A 24430-nucleotide genomic window follows, 5' to 3' on the forward strand; every position below is an offset into this window, starting at 1 on the left:
GGGAGGGGGCTTGCTCCCGATAAGTGCTTTACAGTCACTGAGGCATCGACTGATACACCTTAATCGGGAGCAAGCCCCCTCCCACAATGGATGGTATCAATCGCAATTTTTTCGGCTGGCTGGAAAAGGTATTTGCTCATGTATCAATTAATCCTCGGCGGTGCCCGTTCGGGCAAGAGTCGCCTGGCTGAAAAGCTCGCCTGCGACAGCGCTTTGCTGGTCACTTATATCGCCACCAGCCAACCGCTGGATGGTGAAATGAATCAGCGGGTGGCGCTGCATCGCGAACGTCGCCCGGATCATTGGGGGCTGATTGAAGAACCCATCGAGCTGGCGCATGTGCTGCGTGAAAACGCCGCTACCGACCGCTGCCTGTTGGTGGACTGCCTGACGTTATGGCTGACCAATCTGCTGATGCTCGACGATAGCGATCGTCTGGTGTTCGAGCGCGATCAACTGCTGCAAACCCTGGCCTCGCTGCCGGGTGAAATCATTTTTGTCAGCAACGAGACCGGTCTGGGTGTCGTGCCGCTGGGCGAATTGACTCGCCGCTATGTGGATGAAGCCGGTTGGCTGCATCAAGCCTTGGCCGAGCGGTGTCAGCGTGTGGTGTTGACGGTTGCCGGCCTGCCCCTGACTTTGAAAGGTACTGCGTTATGACGGACTCCTGGTGGCTCAACCCCTGCAAGGCCATTGATACTGCGGCCCATGAACAGGCGCTGGCGCGTCAGCAACAATTGACCAAGCCCGCCGGTTCCCTCGGCCAGCTGGAAGCGCTGGCGGTGCAGCTGGCGGGTTTGCAGGGCCAGGTCAAGCCGTCGGTGGAGCAACTGTGGATCGCGATTTTTGCCGGTGATCACGGTGTGGTCGCCGAAGGCGTATCGGCGTTTCCCCAGGCGGTCACCGGGCAGATGCTGCAAAACTTCGTCACCGGTGGTGCGGCGATCAGCGTGTTGGCGCGGCAACTGGATGCGCAGCTGGAAGTGATTGATCTTGGCACGGTGACGCCCTCGCTGAATTTGCCCGGCGTGCGTCATGTGAATATCGGCGCTGGCACGGCCAACTTCGTCGATGGCCCGGCGATGACCCAGGCTCAAGGGCTGTTGGCATTGCAAGCCGGCCGAGACAGCGCGCACCGCGCTCTGGAACGCGGTGCGCAGGTGTTTATCGGCGGCGAGATGGGTATCGGCAATACCACTGCGGCCAGCGCATTGGCCTGTGCATTGCTGGATTGCCAGGTGAGCGACCTGACTGGCCCGGGCACAGGTTTGAATGCAGCGGGCGTCAGCCACAAGGTCGCGGTCATCGAGCGCGCTTTGGCGCTGCATGCCGGGCAACGGGGTGATGCGTTGCAAACGCTGTTCAATCTCGGCGGTTTTGAAATTGCCGCGTTGGTTGGCGCTTACCTGGCCTGTGCGCAGGCAGGTATCGTGGTGCTGGTGGATGGGTTTATCTGCAGCGTTGCCGCGCTGGTGGCGGTGCGCTTGACCCCGGCGTGCCGCGAATGGCTGGTGTTCGGGCATCGCGGTGCCGAGCCGGGCCATCGCCATGTGTTGCACAGCCTGGATGCCGAACCGCTACTGGAACTGGGCTTGCGCCTGGGCGAAGGCAGCGGCGCGGCGCTGGCGGTGCCGTTGTTGCGTTTGGCCTGTGCGTTGCACGGGCAGATGGCAACCTTCGCCGAAGCGGCCGTGGCAGATCGCCCCGCATGACCTTGCACCTGGACCTGCTGCGCCACGGCGAAACCGAGCTGGGCGGCGGCCTGCGCGGCAGCCTGGACGATGCCTTGACCGCCAGGGGCTGGGCGCAAATGCGAGCCGCGGTGGTGGGGCAGGGGCCATGGGATCGGTTGATCGGCTCACCGTTGCAACGCTGCGCCTTGTTTGCCCAGGAGCTGGGAGCACAGCTCGGCCTGCCGGTCAGCCTTGAGCCGGCTTTGCAAGAACTCCACTTCGGTGCCTGGGAAGGCCAGAGCGCCGCGGCGCTGATGGAGACCGATGCCGAAGGGCTGGGTTTGTTCTGGGCCGATCCCTACGCGTTCACGCCGCCCCAAGGCGAGCCTGTCAGTGCATTTTCCGAGCGGGTGCTCGGCGCGGTGTCACGCCTGCATCAGGCTTACGCCGGCCAGCGCGTGTTGTTGGTCAGCCATGGCGGCGTGATGCGCCTGCTGCTGGCCCGGGCGCGTGGGATGCCGCGCGAGCAACTGCTGAACGTCGAGGTCGGCCACGGCGCGCTTTTCAGCCTGCAGGTCGGTGCCGACGGCGTACTGAAAGAAGGATCGTGACGATGTTGCCGTTCTGGATCGCCCTGCAATTTCTCAGCTGCCTGCCGATCCGCTTGCCGGTTATGCCGCAGCCTCAGGAGCTAGGCCGTTCGTTACTGTTTTATCCGCTGGTGGGACTGCTGTTCGGTCTATTGCTGTGGGGGTTGAACCTGGTATTGATGGGCGCGCCCTTGCTGCTGCACGCCGCGCTGTTGCTGACGGCCTGGGTGCTGCTCAGCGGTGGCCTGCACCTGGATGGCCTGGCGGACAGCGCCGATGCCTGGTTGGGTGGCTTTGGTGATCGCGAGCGCACCCTCAGCATCATGAAAGATCCGCGCAGCGGGCCGATTGCGGTGGTTACCCTGGGCTTGGTGCTATTGCTCAAGTTCAGCGCGTTGGTGGCCTTGATCGAGCAGCATAATGGCCCCGCCCTGATCCTGGCGCCGTTGATCGGACGGGCTTCGATGCTGGCGCTGTTTCTTACCACGCGCTATGTGCGGGCAGGAGGGTTGGGCCAGGCCTTGTCGGACTACTTACCGCGGATTGTCGGCCAGCAGGTGCTGATCCTCAGCGGATTGACCTGCATCCTGATCGGTGGTTTCAACGGCGGTATTGCGGTGTTGCTGGCGGCGCTGTGCTTTATGGGGCTGCGTCACTTGATGATCAGGCGCCTTGGCGGTACCACGGGCGACACGGCAGGCGCGCTATTGGAACTACTGGAAGTCGCTGTCCTGGTCGGGTTGGCGCTGTAACGCTTTCTTGCAATTCCTTAACTCCGGGTATATACACGCTCTATGCTTGCTTCCCAATGTTTATGCACCAACCTGCGACGCGCCGCCCGTGGCGTCAGCAGGCATTACGACGGCGCTCTCGACGGCTTCGGGATCAACGTCGCCCAGTATTCTTTGCTGTGTAACCTGCAGCGCCTCGACCAACCGAGCATTTCCAGCCTGGCCGAAGCCATGGGCCTGGATCGCAGCACCCTGGGGCGCAACCTGCGTGTTCTGGAGGGCGAGGGGTTGGTGCAATTGGTCGAGGGCGATGACCTGCGAAACCGCCTTGTGCTGTTGACTGAAAATGGCCAGCAGCGATTGGCCGCCGCGTTGCCGGCATGGGAAGCGGCGCAACAGAAACTGATTGATAAGCTCGGCGCTGAAAAGCGCGAAACCTTGTTGGCCTTGCTGGATGAACTCGCCTGAACGGCGGTTTGTTCGACTAAAAGCGGGTATATACCCGCGAGCGGAGAATAAAAAATGACCTCGATGTGGCGCACCAGCGGTTGGATCCTTGTGGGGAGTGCGCTGATCCTGGCGTTGTCCTTGGGCGTACGGCATGGCTTCGGCCTGTTTCTGGCGCCGATGAGCAGCGAATTCGGCTGGGGGCGTGAGACCTTCGCCTTCGCCATTGCCTTGCAGAACTTGATCTGGGGCCTGGCGCAGCCGTTTACCGGTGCCTTGGCCGACCGTTTCGGCGCAACCAGAGCGGTGTTTGTCGGCGGCGTGTTGTACGCCGTGGGCCTGGTGCTGATGGGGATGTCCGACTCCGCGTGGTCATTGTCCCTGAGCGCAGGCTTGCTGATTGGCATCGGCCTGTCCGGTACCTCGTTTTCAGTGATTCTCGGTGTGGTCGGTCGCGCCGTACCGCCGGAAAAACGCAGCATGGCCATGGGTATTGCCAGCGCCGCCGGGTCCTTCGGCCAGTTCGCCATGGTGCCCGGCACCCTCGGCTTGATCGGTTGGCTGGGCTGGTCCGCAGCGTTGCTGGCGTTGGGCTTGATGGTGGCGTTGATCCTGCCGCTGGTTGCCATGCTCAAGGACCGGCCGTTGCCGGTCACGGTCGGTCAGCAAACCCTGCGCGAAGCGTTGAAGGAAGCCTGCTCTCACTCCGGGTTCTGGCTGCTGTCTTTCGGTTTTTTTGTGTGCGGGTTCCAGGTTGTGTTTATCGGTGTGCACTTGCCGGCGTACCTGGTCGACCAACATCTGCCGGCCACGGTGGGCACCACGGTGCTGGCCCTGATCGGTCTGTTCAATGTGTTCGGCACCTATACCGCTGGCTGGCTGGGCGGGCGCATGTCCAAGCCGCGCTTGCTGACCGGCCTGTACCTGCTGCGGGCGGTGGTGATTGTGTTGTTCCTGTGGGCGCCAGTCACTGAAGTGACGGCCTATCTATTTGGCATGGCGATGGGGTTTCTGTGGTTGTCCACCGTGCCGCTGACCAACGGCACCGTCGCGACGTTGTTTGGCGTACGCAACCTTTCGATGCTCGGCGGGATTGTGTTCCTGTTCCATCAACTCGGTTCGTTCCTCGGCGGTTGGCTGGGCGGGGTAGTCTATGATCGAACCGGCAACTACGATTTGATCTGGCAGGTGGCGATTCTGCTCAGCCTGCTTGCCGCGGCCTTGAACTGGCCGGTGCGTGAGCGGCCAGTGGCGCGTGTGCAGGCGCAGATGGAGGCGGCATGAGGGTAGCGGTGCGCTTGATGGTGATGGCGGCAGGGTTGCTTCTGTTGCTACTGGCCTGGTGGGGTTGGCAGCAAGGTGGCCTGGCGTTGATGCAACTGGGCATGGCGATCTGTTAAGTTCAATGCCTGAACTGACTCAAGGACTTTGATCATGTTGATGCGCTGGCTCGCTGTACCCGTCCTCATGGCTGTTGGCAGCGTGGCCATGGCCGCCAGCTGCCCGTCGCTGCTTACGGGCCAATTGCCCAAACTGCGGGCCAAGGAATCCATTGACCTGTGCCAGCAATTCGCTGGCAAACCCTTGGTGATCGTCAATACGGCGAGCTTCTGCGGCTTTGCCCCGCAGTTCAAGGGCCTGGAAGGCTTATATCAACGCTATAAGGGCGAAGGCCTGGAAGTGATTGGCGTGCCGTCCGATGACTTCAAGCAGGAAGCCAAGACCGGGGAGGAGACCGCCAAGGTCTGCTACGTGAATTATGGCGTGACCTTCACCATGACCGAGCCGCAGAAGGTCAAGGGGCCGGATGCGGTGCATCTGTTCAAGGTCCTTGCCGAGCAGGCCGACGCGGCGCCGAAGTGGAACTTCTACAAGTACGTGGTTGACCGCCAGGGCAATGTTGTCGCCAGCTTTTCCAGCCTGACCAAGCCGGACAGCCCGGAGTTGATCAAGGCGGTCGAGCAGGCGATAGCATCCAAACCCTGATAACCAGCCACTGAAAAGCCCCGCCTCCTTCACAGGAGAGCGGGGCTTTTTTATACGGTCGCGGTTTAGAACTTGTAGGTCATGCCCAGGCCGAAACCGTTGGCACTGTTTTCATACTTGGCGTTGTAGCTGGCCAATTGGTTGGAGCGCGAAACCTTGACGTCTTCTTCCTTCAGGTAGGAGTAGGCCAGGTCGATGGTCATGTTCGGCATGACCTCGTAGCCCAGGCCCAGGCTGAAGATCGTGCGGTCGCCGGTCGGGATGCGTGGCGAACGATCCGTGTTGTTGGTAGGCGACTGGTCGAAAGTCAGGCCGGTACGCAACACCACTTGCTTGGTGAGCTGATACGAAGTACCCACGGCATAGGCCCAGGTATCGTGCCAGTTCTGGTCTTCCTTGATAGTGCCTACCAAGGCAGGGGCGAGCGCGCCGCCTGTTGCGCCGGACACGCCGTCGTTCTTGACGGTGATGTCTTTCAAGCGGCTCCAGCGTGTCCAGGTTGCACCTGCATAGAGTTTCCAGGCGTCGGTCAGGTCTTGGGTCACCGACAGGTCGTAGGACTCAGGCGTATCGATCTTCAGCGACGCATCGTAGCGATTGCTGCGCAGGGCGGCAGCGGTCGCGGCTGGTGCGGTGACTTCGGTGTGGCCGTCCAGCTTGTAGCTGACCTTGGAGTGATAGGTCAGGCCGACGCGGGTGGTATCGGTGGCTTGTACCAGCACGCCGATGTTGAAGCCCAGCGCGGTGTCGTCACCCTTGATCTTGATGTTGGTGTCTGGCGCGAGAGCGTTCAGCGTCAGGTCTGATTCCAGGGTGCCGGCGATGCGGTTGATGGTCGGGCCAAAACCAACGGAAACACGGTCGTTGAAGGCGTAGCTGACCGTTGGCTGGAAGGTGATGACTTTCACTTCACTCTTGCTGCCAAAGCCACGGCCCTGGAAGCCGCTTTCGTAGTCGGTTACCAGGCCGAACGGTGCATAGACACCGAAGCCGACAGCCCACTGATCGTTGAGTTTATTGGTGTAGAAACCGAAAGGGACGGCGGTGAATGGCACCATGTCGCCTTTGTTGCTGCCGCGGGAGCGGCCGCTGACGTCGCTGATATCAGTAGAAGCATCAATGGCTGCAACGCCGCCGGTGATCTGTTGACCTTCCAGGCGTGCCATACCGGCAGGGTTGCCGAACACAGTGCTTGCATCATCGGCAGAAGAAGATCGACCTGCAAAACCAGTACCCATCCCGCTGACGCTCTGTTCGTTCAGGGCAAAGCCGCTGGCGAATAGTTGGGAGGATGCCATGGCAACGGCGAGGCTAAGTGTGGTCTTGAGCATTACTTTTTTCATTATTAGAACTCCGAGGTGATCACCGCAGCGGAAAGTAACAATAAATTTGCGATCGCGCTATAGGGTGTAATGCAGGAGATAGAGCGGTTTTGTAGGACAATCCGACCAGATTCACTGTTTTTTGCCGAATCTTGCAATTTACCCGGTCAGCAGATCACCTGTTTCATGGCTGGAACACAGGTTTGCCAGGCTTGGGTGAAATCCCGCAGCCGACCTTGAGGGTGGAATATTTCTTTCCAGATACGCGCCATGGCCAATACGTCGCCTGGGGCGGGGAGTGCTGGGCGATGTTGTTCTACCAGCAGCCAGGCGATTGCCGTGGCGTATCGCAGGTTTACCGTCAACTCCAACTGGGGCGCACTCAGAAACGCATGTTGGCTGGCCAGCCCGCGCACCAGGCTTGCGCGTTCCGGGTCCAGCGCCAGGTATTCGTCCCAGAGGGCACGGTGGCGGGGTTCAGTGATGCTATAGAGGCCATGGCCGCGCCGATCATGCAGGGCCGACCCCAGTTCTGACTGGCTGGCGGCGATCCCCAGTAACAAGGACTCTGCTGTTGGGTTATGGCAGCCGAGGTAGGTCAAGGTCGGCCTGATCACATAACGACACAATTCGCTGGCGGCAATACCCATACAAGCCTCAGTCCATAAATGGGGTTGACGAGCCTGAGAAGGAGGGCTTGGCAGCGGTGAATCGGATCTCAGGCCCGTCGCAAGCGGACGATGCCGCTTGAGTTGAAGTGTAGTGTCATATTCATGATGTAAAGGACTGTTTTTAAAACATCTTATCTATTCAGTTATAACGTTTATATCTATCGGTGCTTAGTAAATACCGGCCCGCGCCAAATTTCAGGCAATAAAAAACCCTGTTTTTCAGACAGGGTTTTTGTTTTCAGCGACTCGGTCGATCAGGCAGTCAGTGCCTGACGGGTACGCTCGATCACGGCCTGCAGCGGTTCTGCGCTGGAGTATTGATCGGGGTACAGGCGTTCGCTGTGACGAGCGATACCGTGTTCATTGACCAGGGTGAAGCTGAAGCAGCCTTTGCGAGCGGCCATGATCAGGCAGTTCATTGGGGCAAAAGCGTTAGTGAGGGTGCGAATGGCATCCTGAGTGTGGATTTGAGCGTTCATATTATTGGTGTTCCTACAAATGACACGGATAAGAACCGTGCAACGTTAAAACGTTCCAGTAACGCTGATCACCATTGATCAAACGAAGAACCTGACTGGAACAAAGCAGCCAGTTTGAAGCGCTAATAATTTAGGCGCGCTTGGGCTGGCAGGTAGGTACTTAGGAGGGCAGGCAACACAACAGGGGCAAAGGTTCTGGGCCCGGGGTGAAGATCCTGATCAATTTGCAGGTTGGTTCGGTCAGAGTATGTAAACTTCGCGACACCCTTTGCTTGTTCAAAGGCAGTGTCGTCGCAAGCGATACCTGGAAACCATCGAGGTGGTGGATCCCGTGTGGTTCAGGGGACTTGTTCGACCAGAATTGACTTTCAGCTTGGTACTAACGCCGCGGATAGTAACGGAATGAAGCAGGGAAGGGAAGGGGGTTGGCAAAAAACTTTAATCAGCCGCCGAGCAGTCCACGATAGACCAATACGGTCACAGACGCAGCCAGGGCGCAGCCCAGTGCGTAAGCGGCGAGCGTCAGGCGCAAGGACTGGCCGGTCTCGATCAGTTTCATGACCTCGTGAAGATCATTGATCCGGCCGTCACTCAGTTCGATGCACAGGCTCGCGGCGGTAAAGGCGGCCGAGAGCAAAATCGCGATAGCGAACAACGCGCCGTCCGGAGAGGGTAGCGCTGCATTGATTCCCAACGATGTCGCGCAGATGGCCAACAGCAGCATGGCGAAAAGCAGAATTCCTTTCATCGGCCCTACAGAGTTGCGTTGACGGTGGCGCAGTGTGGCGAGCCGGGACAGATTTGAAAAGCCCCCGGGTTTGTCCTGGCAGTAACATGTTTAACGCGTGTTGAATCAAAAAACGCCGGCGATATAACCCTTGAATAGTTACTTGTGCACATTGGTTGCGGCATGTGTAACCCTCCTGCCACTCACCGCGAAGGGCGCCCATTTGCCTGTAATCAAAATTTAAGTCAATGAAAAATCTGGCTTTTTTTTATTGGTGAAAAAATCGTCAGTTTGACCGGGGGCCCCGTTCCATGGGCCTTTGCGCGAGTTCAAGGAGGGTTGTCCACTGAGTTATCCACAGCTTCTGTGGATTGTCCCAAGCGCTTGCTCTAGGACGGGCGTGCAGGTTTTTTTCAGCTTTACCTGTACGAAAAAAAGAGTAGAGTGGCGCGCCTTCCGTTCTGTCCCACAGTGCTTTATGAAGTTTCGCTCAGTATCACCTTCTGTTACCGACACTACTCAAACTGTTACCGCACCCAAGCGTTTTTCCTTGAAGGTCGCTCTGTGGCTACTCGACAGCCCGCGTCTGGGCCAGAGCCGCAACGTCAAGCACTTCGCTGGGCGTTTGCTCAAGCAGCCTGCCCGGGAAGGCGTGGTGGCCGCACAGAGTCGTCTCGGCCAGCTGATGTGCCGCGAGTGCGGAAACGCACGTGACCGGCGCATTGGTCATGATCTATTACGCTCGGCCGCTCGCGCCGGCGATCGTCGCGCCCAGAGTGAACTGCGCCAGGTCGAAGACTGAGCTGTCTTCGGGCCCTGTGCTTGGTTACCCTTGATCTTTTTTGGTGATGGCAGAAATGGCTATGGTTTTTGACTGGACCAGTATTGCCTTGGGGCTCGTTGGCGCAGCCGTACCGTTACTGGCGCTGTGCTGGCAGATTCAGCGGCGCTTGAACGCGCGCAACACCGGTTGGGAACTGCTGGAAGAACGCCTGGCAAACGCGCAACTGGCCCAAGAGGGGCTCGCCGCCCAGCTGGATGCCAGTCGCGATGAAATCAGCGACCTGAGCCAGGCCAACGCCGCCAAACAAGCCGACCTGGCGGCACTGGGTCGCGAAGTCGAACTGTTGCAGATCGACCGCGATAACGCCCGCGATGCCGCCCATGCCTGGAACCTCGATCGCAGCGCCAAGGAAACCGAACTGCGCCGTCTCGACGCCTTGGCCGCAGCCCTGAGCGCGGAATTGCGCGAGCAACAGGAGAGCCATCAGCAGCGCCTCACTGACCTGCAAGGCTCACGGGACGAGCTGCGTGCGCAGTTCGCCGAGCTTGCCGGTAAAATCTTCGACGAGCGTGAACAGCGCTTCGCCGAAACCAGCCAGGAACGCCTGGGCCAGTTGCTCGACCCGCTCAAGGAGCGCATCCAGTCCTTCGAGAAACGCGTTGAAGAAAGCTATCAAAACGAAGCCCGTGAGCGGTTCTCCCTGGCCAAGGAGCTTGAGCGCCTGCAGCAACTGAACCTGCGCCTGTCGGACGAAGCCACCAACCTGACCCGCGCCCTCAAGGGGCAGAAAACCCAGGGCAACTGGGGGGAACTGATTCTTGAGCGGGTGCTGGAACACGCAGGCCTGGAAAAAGGCCGCGAATACCAGACCCAGGTCAGCCTCAAGGGCCCGGATGGCGAGCGCTTCCAGCCGGACGTGCTGATCATGTTGCCGGGTGACAAGCAGGTGGTGGTCGACTCCAAGGTCAGCTTGACCGCCTATCAACAGTACGTGGCGGCGGATGACGAAGTGATTGGCCAGGCGGCGTTGAAGCAGCATGTGCTGTCTTTGCGCAATCACGTCAAGGGCTTGGCCGGCAAGGACTACAAGCGCCTGGAAGGTTTGCACAGCCTGGATTTCGTTCTGCTGTTCGTACCGATCGAGGCGGCTTTTTCCGCGGCCTTGCAGGCTGAACCGAATTTGTTCCAGGAAGCCTTCGATCGCCATATCGTGATTGTCAGCCCCACCACCTTGCTCGCCACCCTGCGGGTGATCGATAGCCTGTGGAAGCAGGAGCGTCAGAGCCAGAACGCCCGGGAAATCGCCGAGCGTGCCGGTTGGCTGTACGACAAGTTCGTGTTGTTTATCCAGGACCTGGACGAAGTGGGCAACCGGCTGCAGCAGTTGGACAAGGCTTACAGTGCGGCGCGCAACAAATTGACGGACGGGCGTGGGAATCTGGTCAGCCGTACCGAGCAGTTAAGGTTGCTCGGCGCCCGAGCCAGCAAGAGCCTTCCGGCGGATTTGCTGGAGCGAGCGATGACAGATTCGGATGGCGTGGCGCATCTCCCCGAATAGACTTGGGGCCAAATGTGGGAGTGGGCAAGCCCCTCCCACATTTTGACCACGCACGACCCTTTTACAAGGGCAGGTGCCTGCTCAACAGTGCCCTCAACGCCGCCGGCTTCACCGGCTTGGCCAGGTAGTCCAGCCCCGCCCCATGCACCTGCGCCACCATCTCCGGGCGCCCGTCGGCACTGATCACAACGCCGGGAATAGGCTCGGCCAATTGCGCTCGCAGCCAGCCCATCAGTTCGGTGCCGGTTTCGCCGTGGTCCAGGTGATAATCCACCAGCGCCAGTTGCGGTCGCATACCGTCGGCCAGCAGCGCTGCGCACTCGGTCTGGTCGGTGGCGGTCCAGACTTCGCAGCCCCAGCGTGTCAGCAGGCTGCGCATACCGATCAGGATGCTTTCCTCGTTATCCACGCACAGCACCCGCGCACCGCTCAGGGGCAGGCCGTTCTCCACGGCGGCTTTTGGCTGCGGGCTGGCCTGGTTGCGCGCCAGCGGCACGCACACGCTAAACACGCTGCCCTTGCCCGGCCACGAGCGCACGCTCAGGCGATGGCCCAACACGCGGCACAGGCCGTCGGCAATCGCCAAGCCCAGGCCCAGGCCCTTCTCGGCGCGGGTCTGGTGGCTGTCCAGGCGCTTGAATTCTTCGAAGATCACTTTTTGCTTGTCCGGCGGAATGCCCGGGCCTCGGTCCCATACTTCCAGGCACAGTTCGCCCTGACGTCGACGTACGCCCAGCAGTACGGGCCCGTCGGCATAACGGAAGGCATTGGTCAGAAAGTTCTGCAACACCCGCCTCAGCAACTTGATGTCGCTGTCCACTCGCAGGCGGCTGCCGCGCCAACGGAAGCGCAAGCCTTGCTCATGGGCCAGCGCCTTGAATTCTGCGCCCAGGGTGTCAAATAGCTCATTGAGTACAAAGGGCTGGCGTTGTGGATTGATCTTGCCGTTTTCCAGGCGCGATATGTCCAGCAAGTCGCTGATCAGGTCTTCGGCTGAGCGCAACGAGCTGTCCAGATGCTGCACCAGTTGCCGCGCCTCGTCGGACAGGCCGTCGTGCTGGTGGGAGAGGGCGGCGGAGAACAGACGTGCGGCGTTCAGCGGTTGCATCAGATCGTGGCTCACCGCCGCCAGGAATCGCGTCTTCGATTGGCTGGCAGATTCGGCCACGCCTTTGGCGTCGGTCAGCGCCACGTTGAGCTGCGACAACTCATGGGTGCGCTCGGTCACTCGCTGTTCCAGGCCCTCGTTTGCCTCGGTCAGTGCCTGTTCGGCTTCGCGGAACGCGGTGATGTCGGTGAAACTCATGACAAAACCGCCACCGGGCATCGGGTTGCCGATCAACTCGATCACCCGGCCATTGGGAAACAGGCGCTCGGAGGTGTGCGCGCGGCCCTGGCGCATCCAGTGCAGGCGTCGCGCCACGTGCACTTCGGCTTCACCCGGCCCGCACAGGCCGCGCTCGGCGTTGTAGCGAATAATGTCGGCAATCGGCCGGCCGACGCTGATCAAACCTTCCGGGTAGTTGAACAGCTCCAGGTAGCGCCGGTTCCAGGCCACCAGCTTGAGCGACTGGTCCACCACACTGATGCCTTGGGTAATGTTCTCGATAGCGCCTTGCAGCAGGGCGCGGTTGAATTGCAGCACCTCGGAGGCTTCGTCGGCGATGCGTACTACGTCCTCCAGCTGCATTTCCCGGCCTTCGATCGCGGCTTTCACCACTGCCCGCGTCGAGGAGGCGCCGAGTACGCCGGCCAACAAACGCTCGGTATGGGCGATCCAATCGTTGTCGGCATTCTGGTTGGGGTTGAAGCCTTTACCCTGGCGATAGGCAAAGCGAATGAAGCTCTGCTGGGCACGTTCTTCGCCGACGAAACGTGCAGCCAGGCTGAGCAGGTCGCTGATCTGCACCGACAACATGGAACGAGCATTGGCGCGCTGGTTGATTTCCTGGCCGATAAACCGGCCTGCCTGCCAGTGCTCGGAAACTCGCGTGCGCGACAGCATCGATACCCAGACGAAGAGGGTGAAGTTACCCGCCAGGGAGAACACTGTACCCAAGGTCAGCGACGTCACCGACAGCCCGAATGGGTGGGAGTGCATCCAGGTCAGGCCGGGGAAAAGGCTGAGCGACCAGCCAAGGCTTTTCGCCGTCACCGGTAGGACCAAGGTGTAGAACCACAGGAATGTACCGGCGGCCAGGCCGGCAAATACACCGCGCCGGTTGGCCTGCTTCCAGTAGAGCGCACCGAGCATCGCCGGGGCCAGTTGGGTCACCGCGGCAAAAGCGATCTGGCCGATGGTGGCCAGGCTGGCAGTCGAGCCCAGCAGACGGTAGCTCACATACGCCAGCAGCAGAATGATCACAATGCTCACCCGGCGTACCGAGAGCATCCAGTGGCGGAACACTTCGAACGGCCGCTCGGCGCTGGAGCGGCGCAGCAACCACGGCAACAGCATGTCGTTGGAGACCATGGTCGACAACGCGATGCTGGCCACGATGACCATGCCGGTGGCTGCCGAAGCCCCGCCGATGAACGCCAGTACGGCGAGGGCCGGGTGGGCCTGGGCCATCGGCAGGCTGATCACGTAGGAGTCGGGCAGCACCGAACCGGGCAACAGCATTTTTCCGCCCAGGGCGATCGGTACCACGAACAACGCGGCGAGGATCAAGTACGCCGGGAATACCCACTTGGCCAGGCGCAGGTCCTGCGGGTCAATGTTCTCAACGACAGTCACATGGAATTGCCGGGGCAGGCAGATGATCGCCATCATGGCGACGCCAGTCTGCACCACCATTGATGGCCAGTTGATCGTTTCTTTCCAGTATTCCTCCAGGCGCGGCGCGAGCATGGCCTGGCTGAACAGATCGCCGAAACCGTCGTACAAGCCGTAGGTCACAAACGCGCCGACCGCGAGAAATGCGAACAGCTTGACCAAAGACTCAAAGGCAATCGCCAGCACCATGCCCCGGTGGTGTTCGGTGGCATCGAGGTTGCGCGTACCAAACACGATAGTGAACAGCGCCAGCACCAGCGACACGATCAAGGCGGTGTCCTGAGCCCGGGTACCGGTGGTGTCGGGGCCGGCGCCGATCAGCAGGTTTACGCCCAGCACGATGCCTTTGAGTTGCAGCGCGATATAGGGCAGCACGCCGACCAGACAGATCAGCGCGACCACCACCGCCAGGGATTGGGATTTGCCATAGCGAGCGGCGATAAAGTCGGCGATGGAGGTGATGTTTTCCTGCTTGCTGATCAGGATCATCTTCTGCAGCACCCAAGGCGCCAACACCAGTAACAGCACCGGCCCCAGGTAGATCGGTAAAAATGCCCACAACTGCTCGGCGGCTTGGCCTACCGCTCCGAAGAACGTCCAACTGGTGCAGTACACCGCCAGCGACAAGCTATAGACCCACGCACGCACCCGGGGTGGCAGCGGCGCATGGCGGCGGTCACCGTAAAAAGCGATGGCAAACATAATGGCCATATAGGCCAGGGCAACGGCGGCGATCAGCCCGCTGGACAGCGTCATGGTAACTCCGAGCATAAGAACACCCGGGCATTCCGGGCCCGGTTGGACAGTCTCGCATGATGCCTGTTGTTAGTCAGTGTCGACCAAGGTCGCGTGGGATCTAATGTCGCAGGTGCGTTCAGCGCGGGGGCAGGGTTTTCTGGCGCAGGATGTAGATCGTCACCAGCACGGCGCTGGTCAGCATGAAGCCGCGAGCCCACGGCAAGGGCACCAGGTAACAGGATAGCGCGATGCTCAGCCACATCAGGCCGATGGCGTAGACCTTACCCTTGAGTGGAATGCCGTTGCCATCCAGGTAATCACGAATCCATGGGCCCAGCCGTGGGTGTTCCACCAGCCAGTGATAGAACCGCGGGGAGCTTCGAGCGAAGCAGGCGGCGGCCAGTAGTAGAAAGGGCGTGGTCGGCAATACCGGTAGGAAAATGCCAATCACTCCCAGCGCTACGCTCAGCCAGCCGATGGCCAGCAGTACGTAGCGCAGGAGCAGTGAGCGGTCGCCCATGGGTGCCACGGGCAAGCGACTCAGTGGTGACGTGGCTTGAGGATCGCCGGTTTTTCGTCAGGCGCGTTGCACAGCAGGTACAGCGCGGTCAGGGCTTCCGGGATCTGCACGATCATGTCGTCCATCAGGTTGGCATCGGCGGCGATGTCGGAGAACTCTGCTTCCTCTTCGAACAGGCCCGAACCAACCATGATCGGCAGGAGCATTTCGCTGACTTCTTCTTCGGCGGTCTCGAACCAGGCGGCTTCACGCAGGAACACGCCTTCCATGAAACCGATGCACCAGCCGCGCAGGTCGGAGTCGTCCGGGTCGTCGCCCAGGTCGAGGTCGCATGGCAGCTCGAACTCTTCGTCGGAGGCCAGTTGGCGCGCAATGTGGGCCTTGAGGGCGATCAGGGTGGATTCGATTTCTTCGCGCTGGGCGGCGTCGCTGTAATGAGGCTCTTCAGCGAACAGCGCGTCGATCCATTCACGGTCCGGGACGGTTTCGGAGCAGATCGACAGGGCGGTCAGGTAGCCGTGGGCGGCCACGTAGTCCAGCGCCTCGTCATGCAGCTCATCGGCGTCGAGGAAGGCTTGCAGGCGGGTTAGTTGCTCAGCGAAGGACATTGAAGGGCTACCTTGGGAATAAACGATGCTGAATTCTAGGCTTTCTTGAGCGCCCAGGCCAGCCGCACGGCATATTTGCCCGGTTTTAGAGCGGGCGTCTATTCGTCAGTCGCGCCCTTTGGCCGATGACGCTCGGGTATACTGCCGCGTTTTGTGATGCCCCTGCAGGCTTAGCGCCAATCCGGGAAAACTTCGCTTACGGATTATTTTCCGTGAAAGCGTATTTTTTCGGCCAGCCTGTACAGAGGGATTTCGGCACCATTTTGGAGTTTTACATGCTCGAGCAGGCTCAACGCGTCCTCAAGGACATCTTCGGCTACGACAGTTTTCGTGGCCGCCAGGGTGCGATCATTGAGCGTGTGGCCAGCGGCGGCGATGCCCTGGTGCTGATGCCTACCGGTGGCGGCAAGTCGCTGTGCTTCCAGGTACCCGCGCTGTTGCGCAACGGCCTGGCGGTGGTGGTGTCGCCGCTGATCGCGTTGATGGACGATCAGGTTGCCACCCTCGAAGAGCTGGGCGTCGCCGCCGCTTCCCTGAACTCCACTCTCAGCGCCGAGCAGCAGCGCGACCTGGCCGCACGAATCAAGCGCGGTGAAGTGAAGATGTTGTACCTGGCGCCGGAGCGTCTGGTGCAGCCACGCATGTTGGCCTTTTTGCAGAGCCTTGAAATCGCCCTGTTCGCCATCGACGAAGCCCACTGTGTATCGCAGTGGGGCCACGATTTCCGCCGCGAATACCTGCAGCTTGGTCAATTGGCGGAGCTGTTCCCCGACGTGCCGCGCATCGCCCTGACCGCCACCGCCGACAAACGTACCCGTGAAGAGATCGTCGAGCGCCTGCATTTGCAGAATGCCGAGCGCTTCCTGTCCAGCTTTGACCGGCCGAATATCTTCTATCGCATCGTACCCAAGGAGCAGCCACGCAAGCAGTTGCTCGCGTTCCTGTCCGAGCGGCGCAGCGATGCGGGTATTGTCTACTGCCTGTCACGCAAGAAGGTCGATGAAGTCGCTGCGTTCCTGTGCGAGCAAGGCTACCCGGCACTGCCTTACCACGCCGGCCTGCCCAATGAAACGCGCTCTGCGCACCAGAAACGCTTCCTCAACGAGGAAGGCCTGATCATGGTGGCGACCATCGCCTTCGGCATGGGTATCGACAAATCCAACGTGCGTTTCGTGGCGCACATGGACCTGCCCAAGTCCCTTGAGGCCTATTACCAGGAAACCGGTCGTGCCGGCCGAGATGGCCTGCCGGCGGATGCCTGGATGGTCTACGGCCTGCAGGACGTGGTGATGCTCAAGCAGATGCTGCAGAACTCCGAAGGTGACGAGCGTCACAAGCGTCTGGAGCAGCACAAGCTCGACGCCATGCTTTCGTTGTGCGAAGAAACCCGCTGCCGCCGTCAGACGCTGCTGGCGTATTTCGACGAAGACATGCCGCAACCCTGCGGTCACTGCGACAACTGCATCGACGGCGTGCAAACCTGGGACGCTACCGAGCCTGCGCGCCAGGCGTTGTCGACGATCTATCGCACTGGCCAGCGCTATGGCGTGGGCCATCTGGTGGATGTGTTGCTCGGCAAGGACAATGAAAAAGTTCGTAGCTTCGGCCACGAAAAACTGTCGGTCTATGGCGTCGGCAAGGCCCGTGCCGAGGGCGAATGGCGTTCGCTGTTTCGCCAGATGGTTGCCCGTGGCCTCGTCGACATTGATATCGAAGGCTATGGCGGGCTGCGCCTGAACGACAGTTGCCGGCCGTTGCTCAAGGGTGAAGTCAGCCTGGAACTGCGCCGCGACCTCAAGCCGCAGGCCAGCGCCAAAAGCAGCAGCACCAGCCAGGCCAGCCAGTTGGTGCGGGGCGAGGAGCGCGAGCAGTGGGAGGCGTTGCGTACCCTGCGGCGCAAATTGGCGCAGGAACACAGCGTGCCGCCCTACGTTATCTTCCCCGACTCCACCTTGCTGGAAATGCTCCGCGAGCAACCCACCACCATGGCCGAGATGGCTCGGGTCAGTGGCGTGGGTGCGCGCAAGCTGGAGCGTTACGGCCAGGCCTTCCTCGAAGTGCTCGGCGGCCAGGCAGAAGCGCCGAAGGAAATCGCCGATATTCGCCACGAACTGATCAGCCTGGCCCGCGCGGGCATGACTCCGATCCAGATCGCCGGCCAACTGCAATGCTCGGAAAAAAATGTGTATACCCTGCTCGCCGAAGCCATTGGCAAGCAACAGTTGTCGCTGGAGCAGGCCCTTGATTTGCCTGAGGATTTACTCGGCGAAATCCAGGATGCCTTCCTCGACGGAGAAGGCGAATTGCCACCTGTGGTGGAGATCGCTCCATTGTTCACCGGGCGTGTTCCCGAGGGTGTTTTGTACTGCGTGCGTGCCGCTTTGCAGTCGGAATTCGAAATTTAGTGTGGCAATTACGACAATGTAACGAATCAGTACATACCGGGCCTTGCCTACTGGCATGGCTCATGCTTAGCTGACTAATAATTAGCCACACTTTATTTTCAGTCTTAAACATGAGTTTTTTATGCCGTTAACCGATCAACACCGTTTTGGCATGCAGTTGGCGCAAATGTCCCGAGGTTGGCGCGCTGAGCTGGACCGTCGTTTGGCGGGGCTAGGGTTGTCCCAGGCGCGCTGGCTGGTGCTGCTGCATCTGGCCCGTTTTGTCGAAGCACCTACCCAACGTGAACTGGCACAAAGTGTCGGCGTCGAAGGGCCGACCTTGGCGCGCCTGCTCGACAGCCTGGAAGGCCAGGGCCTGGTGCAACGCCAGGCCGTGGTGGAAGACCGCCGCGCCAAACGCATTTTGTTGTGTGATACCGCTCAACCGCTGATCGACCAGATCGAGACCATCGCCACGGCCTTGCGCCATGAGCTGTTCGTTGGGGTGAATGAAGAGGATCTGCGCGTGTGCATGCGTGTGCACGAGCACATTCTGGCGAACCTGGAAAAGTCCTGACTCCCAATTCGCCGAGAACCAAATGTGGGAGGGGGCTTGCTCCCGATTGCGGTGGGCCAGCTACAGAATTGTTGACTGATACCCCGCCATCGGGAGCAAGCCCCCTCCCACATTAGTTCTGTGCTGTGTCAGAAGGTCTGCCCCAGGTTCAGGTACACCGCCTTCTGATTATCATCATTGAACCCATAGCTGAAATTCAGCGGCCCCAGTGGCGTATCAAACCCCAGGAAAATACTCGCGGCATTGATATACCCGCTGTCGAATTCGTTGTCGTTGTTCCACGCCCGGCCCCGTTCCAGTGAGGCACCCAGGTACAACGGGAAGTCCAGTGGCAGGTACGAGCGTGGGGTCAGCCGGCGGAAGTACACCGCGCGCATCAGGCTGACGTTCTGGCCCGAAATCGCATCCTGGCGAAAGCCCGACAATTGCCGCGCCCCACCCAGCAGGAAGCTGGAGATCACCACATCGGAATTATCCAGCGTGCGTCCATAGCGACCGCCGAGTATCAGAGTGTCCGGGCCATGGCTCATGGCCTTGTCCAGTTTGAACTCCCATTGACGGTAGCGCTGGTCCGAACCCAGTCCGGGTTCGAATTCGCGAAAGGCCAGGCCTATGTCTTCGCCGCTGTGCGGGAAGTAGACGTTGTCGAGGGAGTCGAAGGAATATTTAAGCTCATAGAACCCTTCGCTGAAACTCACGCTCGGCAGGTCGCGCTCGCCGATACGCACGTCCGCCTTGCCCCACGCCTCACCTACGCCGAAGCGGATTTCGCCGCTGTTGCCGATCTGGCGTCCTACGTTCAAGCCAAAGCCATAGCGTTCCAGGCGATATTCGGAGATGGGGTCGTTGTCCAGGATCAGCTCAACGTTCTGCGCCTCGGCTCTGATGTAAGGCGCGACGAAGTAGCGCGACCCGGTGTCCATCGGTTGGTAGAACTCGCTGTACAGCTCCTGTCGATCACCGATCTGCACCCGAGTCAGCCATTCCGCGCCGAGGCGGTTGATGCCGTTCACTCGATAGCTGGCGCCAAGGTTGAAAGCGCTGTCGCCGCGCATGTCATCCGACAGGTTCAAGCCCAGGCGCAGGTAGTCGGTGCCGCTGCGCTTGCCCCGCGCGCTGATCACCAGGGTGTTGTCCTGGCCCTTTTTGACCACGCGGTATTGCACCTGCTCGAAGTAATCCAGGCCGTACAGTGTGCCCATGTCCGATTGCAGGCGCCCCAGGTTCAGCGGTTCTCCCAGCCCCTGACGGATGTAATAGCGGATCACGTCGTCGCTGACTTTGGAGTCGTTCTCCACCTTGATAGCGGTGATCACCGGGGTGCGCTCGCCCGGCGTGCGTGCAGCCACCAGTTGCGCGTCGATGGGCTCGACCGGACGCAGGTTCGCCAGGCGCACATCGAGAGCGCGGGTGGCGCGGTAACCGGCGTCGATCATGTCTTTGGCGCGGCCGAAGTCGGTCACGCCATAGGCGGCCAGAGGCGGTTGGATCAGCACATCCTTGGGGTTCAGAGCCTTGAGTTGCTCCTCGGAATTGCGCCGGGTCATCAGGGTGATGGACTGGTTGAGCACGTCCACCACGGTCGCCAATTGCTTGCGCGAGCGCAGCGGGGTGCCGATGTCGACCACGATGGCAATATCGACGCCCATCTCCCGCGCCACATCCAACGGGATGTTGTCGGTCATACCGCCGTCCACCAGCAGGCGGCCGTCCAGTTCCACCGGGGCGAACACGGCGGGGATCGACATGCTGGCGCGTATCACCTGGGGCAGGTGGCCCTTGCTGAACACGACTTTTTCGCCGGTGGTAATGTCGGTGGCCACTGCGCGGAACGGGATCGGCAGCTTGTCGAAGTTACGCGTGTTGCTGCTGTGGGCAAACATGCTTTCCAGCAGCAGCGCCAGGTTCTGGCCCTGGATCACACCCAGTGGCAGGCCGAGGCTGCCGTCGTCGCGGAAACTGAGTTTCTGCTTGACCAGGAAATCCCGGTCGTCCTGTTTGCGCCGAAACGGTACGTCTTCGCGTGGTGGGGCGTCCGACAGGGCCTGTTGCCAGTCGATGCCCAGCGCCAGCTTCTCCAGTTCGTCGATTTTGTAGCCCGATGCGTACAGCCCGCCAATTACCGCACCCATGCTGGTGCCGGCAATCGCATCAATATGGATGCCCTGTTCCTCAAGGGCTTTGAGCACACCGATATGCGCCAGGCCACGGGCGGCACCACCGGACAACACCAGGCCGATTTTAGGGCGGGGTGCTTCCAAGGCTTCGGCAAGCAGGGGGACTAGGCACAGGAACAGGCAAGACAGCAGGCGGCGCATCATCAATCTCGAGGCTGGGCGATAAAGGCCGCTATTATAGCCACTCGATTCGCTGGGCCCGTCATGTCAGGAGCCGCTTAAATTATGTCTGCAAGCAAACCCGAGATCGTTATCACTTATTGCACCCAGTGCCAGTGGTTGCTGCGCGCCGCGTGGCTGGCCCAGGAGTTGCTCAGTACATTTGCCGATGACCTGGGGCGCGTGGCGCTGGAGCCGGCCACCGGTGGCGCCTTTCGCATCACCTGTGATGGCGTGCAGATCTGGGAACGCAAAGCCGACGGCGGCTTTCCCGAGGCCAAGGTACTAAAACAGCGGGTACGCGACCAGATCGACCCGCAGCGCGATCTGGGCCATAACGATCGTACGCAATGAAAGTCACCGCCACAGAGGGGCGGTGACCCTACCGCTACTTGGCAGCGAGCTTTTGTTTGATAAAACCGACGGCCCACGTCAATACCAACCCACCGACGCCACCGCCGACAATATTGCTGCCGATCGCGGCAACATCCAGCGCTTCGCCGCTGGTGGTGCCCGTGAGTGCGGCGACAATCTGGCCCAGCACCAAGCCGCCGACTCCGCCGAGAAAGGTATTGAGCCCTGTCCCCAGGCTCTGTTTGGTCATGCCGGCGATGTTGCCACCGACGGCACCGCTGATGATCTGGACCAGCAAGCTGATGAGCATTTCCATGATGAAACTCCTGCATCGCATTGAGGGGTGACCACTCGCTTGCAGCAACTTCAGAAAGCACCATGGCTGTCGTCGAGGAGTCTTTATCCGTTGAACGACTACAGACTGTTGCGGACGTTTAAAGTATAGATCAGGCTGTGGTTGCCGGTTGTTTGGCCTGGCTGGCGCTGCCCATCAGGCCGGAAAGCACGATGGCGAGGATGATCAAGGCGCCGCCCAGCAACATGCGTAAGGTCGGGGTTTCGGCAAACAACAGCCAGGCCACGGTGATGCCGTAGACAGGTTCCATGGCAAACACCACCGAGGCAGTGCGCGCCTTGATCACGGCAAGGCTGGCGACAAACAGGCTATGGGCAAGACCCGTACAAAACACTCCCAGCAACCCGATCCATAGCCAGTCAATCCCACGTACATCCGCCAGCCCTGGTGCGGCCACCGGCAGCAGGCAGGCCGCGACCACCACGTTCTGGCACAGCGCGGCCTGTACAGCAGGAATGCGCCCGGAGCTGGCGCGATTGTTCAGCGATAACAACGAGAACAACAGCCCCGAGGCGATCCCCCACAGTAGGCCGCTGGTGGCCTCGCTGGCGAGGTTGAAATCCGGGGTCACCAGCACCAGGCCAACGGTGACCAGGGCCACTAGCAGCACTTCATTGGCGCGAATGCGCTCGCGGAAGATCAACCCTTCAAGGATCACGGTAAAGGCCGGAAAGGCGGTAAACCCCAGGGTCGCCACGGCCACGCCGGCGACTTTGACGGCAATAAAGAACGTCACCCAATGCGCGGCCAGCAACACACCGCTGACCAGCAGGCGGCGCCAGTCGCGCATCTCCAGTGTCTTCCAGGGCGCGTTGCTGGCAAAGCGGGCAAACACCGCCAGGGCGAGCACAGCAAACGCGGCGCGACCAAACACGATGATGGCAGGGGAGGCCGCCGCCAGCTTGCCGAATACGCCGGTGAGGCCAAACATCAATGCGCCGATATGCAGGGCGCCGAGGGCTGAACGGGGAGTCATTGCGATCCTTGAAGCAACGGGGGTAACAGCCTCGCAGTCTAGAGGCATGGTTTGCGGGCGTCTGTCGCCGGCCTCGCGATTTTTAGCGTGGGGCTCTTGTCAGTCGGCCCGACGCAGGGCGCTGGGCGTGGCGCCAAACTCGCGCAACATGGCGGCACTGAATGCGCTTTGCGAGGCGTAGCCGACGCGCTCGGCTACCTCACCAATGGCAAGCGGTGTGCCGCGCAAAAGCCCCAGCGCCATGTGCAAGCGACGACTGCGAAGATAATCCATCGGCGTTTGCCCGCATTCGGCCATGAAGCGTGCATGCAGGCGCGCCACGGAAAGCCCGGCGATGCGCGCCAGGTCGGCCACCTGCAACGGGCGCGCAGCATGGCGCTGGATATGGGCATTGAACGCTGCATAAGGCAGGCGCCGGCCAGGCTGCGATTTAGCCTGGGGATGATTGAGGCTGGCCAGTAACAGCACCGCACCTTGCTGGACGATCAGCGGGTCGTCCACCGGGCTGTGCGCCAGCCACTGCACCAGTTGGCTTTGCCGCGGATCCAGCGTCAGTCGCGCCGGTTGCCCCAGCAAGCGGCGACTGGCATCGGCATGCTCGCCCAGGGATTGCACCACCCAATGCTCGGTCGGCACATCCAGCACCAGGCAGCGGCTGCCATCGCGGCTGCCACAGGCATGGTGAGTGGAGAAGGGCAGCACCATCACACTGCTCTCGCGCACTTGGCTGCCACGGCCATCGACTTCCAGCTCCAGGTGCCCGGACAGGCCGAACACCAACTGCGCATGATCATGGCTGTGAGCGATGGGGGCTTCGAGGTAGTGGCGTAGCGTGAGGCTCGGGCTCATCGCAATCTCCAGGGCGGCAAGGCGCCAGTCTACAACGCTTTGCGGGCATTTAGCGCTGTCATCAGACTGACGCACAGCTGTCATGGGCTATTAATCGCCAAGGCGCAAGCTCGCGAAAACAGCGTCGAGGGATGCCCATGACCCATGCCGAGTTCACCAAGCCCAGCCGCAAACAACGGGTGCGAACCCTGTGGATTTCCGACGTGCATCTAGGCACCCGGGATTGCCAGGCCGAGCACTTGTCACAGTTTCTCAAGGGCTACCACGCCGACAAGGTCTACCTGGTGGGCGATATTATCGATGGTTGGAAAATGCGCGGCGGCATGTATTGGCCCCAGGCCCACACCAACGTGATCCGCCGCCTGCTGACCATGGCCAAGCGCGGCACCGAGGTGATCTACGTCACTGGCAACCATGATGAATTTTTACGACGCTATTCCAAGCTGATCCTGGGCAATATCCAGTTGGTCGATGAGGCAGTGCATGTGACCGCCGACGGTCGGCATCTATTGGTGATCCATGGCGACCAGTTCGATGTGATCACCCGTTATCACCGTTGGCTGGCGTTCCTCGGCGACTCGGCCTACGAATTCACCCTCACGCTTAACCGCTGGCTCAACCATTGGCGCGCGCGCTACGGTTATGGCTACTGGTCGCTGTCGGCGTACCTGAAGCACAAGGTGAAAACCGCCGTGAGCTTTATCAGCGATTTCGAAGAAGCGATTGCCCACGAAGTCACCAGGCGCGAACTGCATGGGGTGGTGTGCGGGCATATCCACCATGCCGAGATTCGCAAAGTGGGCGAGGTGGATTACCTCAATTGCGGGGATTGGGTGGAATCGTGCACCGCGCTGATCGAGCACTGGGATGGGCATATCGAGTTGTATCGGTTGGCGGACGTCCAGGCCAGGGAGGCGCAGCTCAAGGCTGAAATGGTCGCTGGCTAAAAGCCTCGCCTCGGTAAAAATGTGGGAGGGGGCGTGCCCCCT

At 60.6% G+C, this 24430-nt stretch carries 24 protein-coding genes; 13 read left to right on the forward strand and 11 right to left on the reverse strand.

Features of this window, described 5'->3' with window-relative positions:
- Positions 1 to 138 precede the first annotated feature (138 nt).
- From cobU to TK42_RS04305, 7 genes are all read left to right on the forward strand, one after another.
- Positions 139 to 660, forward strand: a complete 522-nt coding sequence (gene cobU / locus TK42_RS04275; RefSeq protein ID WP_103733672.1) for a bifunctional adenosylcobinamide kinase/adenosylcobinamide-phosphate guanylyltransferase — start codon at positions 139 to 141, stop codon at positions 658 to 660.
- Positions 657 to 1712, forward strand: a complete 1056-nt coding sequence (gene cobT / locus TK42_RS04280) for a nicotinate-nucleotide--dimethylbenzimidazole phosphoribosyltransferase (protein WP_103733673.1) — start codon at positions 657 to 659, stop codon at positions 1710 to 1712. Before cobU ends, cobT begins: the two co-directional genes overlap by 4 nt.
- Complete coding sequence (gene cobC / locus TK42_RS04285) at positions 1709 to 2284, forward strand: alpha-ribazole phosphatase family protein (protein WP_103733674.1); 576 nt, start codon at positions 1709 to 1711, stop codon at positions 2282 to 2284. Before cobT ends, cobC begins: the two co-directional genes overlap by 4 nt.
- A 2-nt stretch (positions 2285 to 2286) precedes the next feature.
- Positions 2287 to 3015, forward strand: coding sequence for an adenosylcobinamide-GDP ribazoletransferase (locus tag TK42_RS04290; RefSeq protein ID WP_103733675.1), 729 nt, complete (start codon positions 2287 to 2289; stop codon positions 3013 to 3015).
- Between the two features lie 42 nt (positions 3016 to 3057).
- On the forward strand, positions 3058 to 3462 hold the full coding sequence (locus TK42_RS04295) for a MarR family winged helix-turn-helix transcriptional regulator (RefSeq protein ID WP_103733676.1): 405 nt from the start codon (positions 3058 to 3060) through the stop codon (positions 3460 to 3462).
- A 63-nt stretch (positions 3463 to 3525) separates the two neighbouring features.
- Positions 3526 to 4725: an MFS transporter gene (locus TK42_RS04300; protein ID WP_164365808.1), complete on the forward strand. Its 1200-nt coding sequence runs from the start codon at positions 3526 to 3528 to the stop codon at positions 4723 to 4725.
- 150 nt (positions 4726 to 4875) lie between these two features.
- Positions 4876 to 5427 carry a glutathione peroxidase gene (locus TK42_RS04305; RefSeq protein WP_005790144.1) on the forward strand — a complete coding sequence of 184 codons (552 nt, stop codon included), beginning with the start codon at positions 4876 to 4878 and terminating at the stop codon, positions 5425 to 5427.
- Positions 5428 to 5492: 65 nt separating this feature from the next.
- On the opposite strand, the gene TK42_RS04310 is transcribed toward TK42_RS04305, so the two are convergent.
- The 4 genes from TK42_RS04310 to TK42_RS04330 form a co-directional block, all read right to left on the reverse strand.
- On the reverse strand, positions 5493 to 6770 hold the full coding sequence (locus tag TK42_RS04310) for an OmpP1/FadL family transporter (RefSeq protein ID WP_005790143.1): 1278 nt from the start codon (positions 6768 to 6770) through the stop codon (positions 5493 to 5495).
- A 146-nt stretch (positions 6771 to 6916) separates the two neighbouring features.
- Positions 6917 to 7399, reverse strand: a complete 483-nt coding sequence (locus tag TK42_RS04315) for a hypothetical protein (protein ID WP_078821982.1) — start codon at positions 7397 to 7399, stop codon at positions 6917 to 6919.
- A gap of 275 nt (positions 7400 to 7674) precedes the next feature.
- The gene (locus TK42_RS04320) at positions 7675 to 7899 is read right to left on the reverse strand and encodes a hypothetical protein (RefSeq protein WP_005790139.1); all 225 of its coding nucleotides are present in this window, start codon (positions 7897 to 7899) and stop codon (positions 7675 to 7677) included.
- A 442-nt stretch (positions 7900 to 8341) separates the two neighbouring features.
- Positions 8342 to 8647, reverse strand: a complete 306-nt coding sequence (locus TK42_RS04330; protein ID WP_032880043.1) for a hypothetical protein — start codon at positions 8645 to 8647, stop codon at positions 8342 to 8344.
- Between the two features lie 457 nt (positions 8648 to 9104).
- Here TK42_RS04330 and TK42_RS04335 point away from each other — a divergent pair, with 457 nt between their 5' ends.
- A complete protein-coding gene (locus TK42_RS04335; RefSeq protein WP_032880044.1) occupies positions 9105 to 9428 on the forward strand; it encodes a hypothetical protein in 324 nt (107 codons plus the stop codon).
- Between the two features lie 175 nt (positions 9429 to 9603).
- Positions 9604 to 10968 carry a DNA recombination protein RmuC gene (gene rmuC / locus TK42_RS04340; RefSeq protein ID WP_177464428.1) on the forward strand — a complete coding sequence of 455 codons (1365 nt, stop codon included), beginning with the start codon at positions 9604 to 9606 and terminating at the stop codon, positions 10966 to 10968.
- A gap of 61 nt (positions 10969 to 11029) precedes the next feature.
- Here rmuC and TK42_RS04345 read toward each other — a convergent pair whose 3' ends face one another.
- The 3 genes from TK42_RS04345 to TK42_RS04355 form a co-directional block, all read right to left on the reverse strand.
- Positions 11030 to 14500, reverse strand: a complete 3471-nt coding sequence (locus tag TK42_RS04345; protein WP_103733677.1) for a PAS domain-containing hybrid sensor histidine kinase/response regulator — start codon at positions 14498 to 14500, stop codon at positions 11030 to 11032.
- 118 nt (positions 14501 to 14618) lie between these two features.
- A complete protein-coding gene (locus TK42_RS04350) occupies positions 14619 to 15002 on the reverse strand; it encodes a YbaN family protein (RefSeq protein ID WP_103733678.1) in 384 nt (127 codons plus the stop codon).
- Between the two features lie 20 nt (positions 15003 to 15022).
- Positions 15023 to 15610 (reverse strand): YecA family protein, encoded by a 588-nt coding sequence (locus tag TK42_RS04355; RefSeq protein ID WP_005790129.1) that lies wholly within the window; start codon positions 15608 to 15610, stop codon positions 15023 to 15025.
- Between the two features lie 275 nt (positions 15611 to 15885).
- Between TK42_RS04355 and recQ the strand changes: the two genes are divergently transcribed.
- Positions 15886 to 18015, forward strand: a complete 2130-nt coding sequence (gene recQ / locus TK42_RS04360) for a DNA helicase RecQ (RefSeq protein WP_005790127.1) — start codon at positions 15886 to 15888, stop codon at positions 18013 to 18015.
- A 121-nt stretch (positions 18016 to 18136) separates the two neighbouring features.
- Positions 18137 to 18571 carry a MarR family transcriptional regulator gene (locus tag TK42_RS04365; RefSeq protein ID WP_003193007.1) on the forward strand — a complete coding sequence of 145 codons (435 nt, stop codon included), beginning with the start codon at positions 18137 to 18139 and terminating at the stop codon, positions 18569 to 18571.
- A gap of 128 nt (positions 18572 to 18699) precedes the next feature.
- Here TK42_RS04365 and TK42_RS04370 read toward each other — a convergent pair whose 3' ends face one another.
- Positions 18700 to 20889 carry a patatin-like phospholipase family protein gene (locus TK42_RS04370; RefSeq protein ID WP_005790125.1) on the reverse strand — a complete coding sequence of 730 codons (2190 nt, stop codon included), beginning with the start codon at positions 20887 to 20889 and terminating at the stop codon, positions 18700 to 18702.
- An 84-nt stretch (positions 20890 to 20973) separates the two neighbouring features.
- Here TK42_RS04370 and TK42_RS04375 point away from each other — a divergent pair, with 84 nt between their 5' ends.
- Entirely contained in the window at positions 20974 to 21261 is a 288-nt protein-coding gene (locus TK42_RS04375) for a SelT/SelW/SelH family protein (protein ID WP_043049661.1), read from the forward strand.
- Positions 21262 to 21295: 34 nt separating this feature from the next.
- Here the strand turns inward: TK42_RS04375 and TK42_RS04380 are convergent, their stop codons facing one another.
- The 3 genes from TK42_RS04380 to TK42_RS04390 form a co-directional block, all read right to left on the reverse strand.
- Positions 21296 to 21577 (reverse strand): hypothetical protein, encoded by a 282-nt coding sequence (locus tag TK42_RS04380; protein WP_003193002.1) that lies wholly within the window; start codon positions 21575 to 21577, stop codon positions 21296 to 21298.
- Positions 21578 to 21707: 130 nt separating this feature from the next.
- Positions 21708 to 22592, reverse strand: a complete 885-nt coding sequence (locus TK42_RS04385) for a DMT family transporter (RefSeq protein WP_032880046.1) — start codon at positions 22590 to 22592, stop codon at positions 21708 to 21710.
- A gap of 99 nt (positions 22593 to 22691) precedes the next feature.
- On the reverse strand, positions 22692 to 23441 hold the full coding sequence (locus tag TK42_RS04390; RefSeq protein ID WP_032880047.1) for an AraC family transcriptional regulator: 750 nt from the start codon (positions 23439 to 23441) through the stop codon (positions 22692 to 22694).
- A 137-nt stretch (positions 23442 to 23578) separates the two neighbouring features.
- On the opposite strand from TK42_RS04390, the gene TK42_RS04395 reads away from it, so the two are divergent.
- Positions 23579 to 24388, forward strand: a complete 810-nt coding sequence (locus tag TK42_RS04395) for a UDP-2,3-diacylglucosamine diphosphatase (RefSeq protein WP_032880048.1) — start codon at positions 23579 to 23581, stop codon at positions 24386 to 24388.
- Positions 24389 to 24430: the final 42 nt, after the last annotated feature.

It is taken from the genome of Pseudomonas sp. GZJR-8 (assembly GCF_002916705.1).
Classification (GTDB): Bacteria; Pseudomonadota; Gammaproteobacteria; order Pseudomonadales; family Pseudomonadaceae; genus Aquipseudomonas; species Aquipseudomonas synxantha_A.

Coding starts and splice junctions, on each gene's coding strand:
- TK42_RS04365 (WP_003193007.1), top strand. CDS start 18,137: ATGCCGTTAACCGATCAACACCGTTTTGGCATGCAGTTGGCGCAAATG.
- TK42_RS04390 (WP_032880047.1), bottom strand. CDS start 23,441: ATGAGCCCGAGCCTCACGCTACGCCACTACCTCGAAGCCCCCATCGCT.
- cobC (WP_103733674.1), top strand. CDS start 1,709: ATGACCTTGCACCTGGACCTGCTGCGCCACGGCGAAACCGAGCTGGGC.
- cobU (WP_103733672.1), top strand. CDS start 139: ATGTATCAATTAATCCTCGGCGGTGCCCGTTCGGGCAAGAGTCGCCTG.
- TK42_RS04290 (WP_103733675.1), top strand. CDS start 2,287: ATGTTGCCGTTCTGGATCGCCCTGCAATTTCTCAGCTGCCTGCCGATC.
- TK42_RS04310 (WP_005790143.1), bottom strand. CDS start 6,770: ATGAAAAAAGTAATGCTCAAGACCACACTTAGCCTCGCCGTTGCCATG.
- TK42_RS04385 (WP_032880046.1), bottom strand. CDS start 22,592: ATGACTCCCCGTTCAGCCCTCGGCGCCCTGCATATCGGCGCATTGATG.
- TK42_RS04295 (WP_103733676.1), top strand. CDS start 3,058: ATGCTTGCTTCCCAATGTTTATGCACCAACCTGCGACGCGCCGCCCGT.
- recQ (WP_005790127.1), top strand. CDS start 15,886: ATGCTCGAGCAGGCTCAACGCGTCCTCAAGGACATCTTCGGCTACGAC.
- TK42_RS04380 (WP_003193002.1), bottom strand. CDS start 21,577: ATGGAAATGCTCATCAGCTTGCTGGTCCAGATCATCAGCGGTGCCGTC.
- TK42_RS04350 (WP_103733678.1), bottom strand. CDS start 15,002: ATGGGCGACCGCTCACTGCTCCTGCGCTACGTACTGCTGGCCATCGGC.
- TK42_RS04300 (WP_164365808.1), top strand. CDS start 3,526: ATGTGGCGCACCAGCGGTTGGATCCTTGTGGGGAGTGCGCTGATCCTG.
- TK42_RS04315 (WP_078821982.1), bottom strand. CDS start 7,399: ATGGGTATTGCCGCCAGCGAATTGTGTCGTTATGTGATCAGGCCGACC.
- TK42_RS04375 (WP_043049661.1), top strand. CDS start 20,974: ATGTCTGCAAGCAAACCCGAGATCGTTATCACTTATTGCACCCAGTGC.
- TK42_RS04355 (WP_005790129.1), bottom strand. CDS start 15,610: ATGTCCTTCGCTGAGCAACTAACCCGCCTGCAAGCCTTCCTCGACGCC.
- TK42_RS04335 (WP_032880044.1), top strand. CDS start 9,105: ATGAAGTTTCGCTCAGTATCACCTTCTGTTACCGACACTACTCAAACT.
- TK42_RS04345 (WP_103733677.1), bottom strand. CDS start 14,500: ATGACGCTGTCCAGCGGGCTGATCGCCGCCGTTGCCCTGGCCTATATG.
- TK42_RS04370 (WP_005790125.1), bottom strand. CDS start 20,889: ATGCGCCGCCTGCTGTCTTGCCTGTTCCTGTGCCTAGTCCCCCTGCTT.
- cobT (WP_103733673.1), top strand. CDS start 657: ATGACGGACTCCTGGTGGCTCAACCCCTGCAAGGCCATTGATACTGCG.
- TK42_RS04305 (WP_005790144.1), top strand. CDS start 4,876: ATGTTGATGCGCTGGCTCGCTGTACCCGTCCTCATGGCTGTTGGCAGC.
- TK42_RS04330 (WP_032880043.1), bottom strand. CDS start 8,647: ATGAAAGGAATTCTGCTTTTCGCCATGCTGCTGTTGGCCATCTGCGCG.
- TK42_RS04395 (WP_032880048.1), top strand. CDS start 23,579: ATGACCCATGCCGAGTTCACCAAGCCCAGCCGCAAACAACGGGTGCGA.
- TK42_RS04320 (WP_005790139.1), bottom strand. CDS start 7,899: ATGAACGCTCAAATCCACACTCAGGATGCCATTCGCACCCTCACTAAC.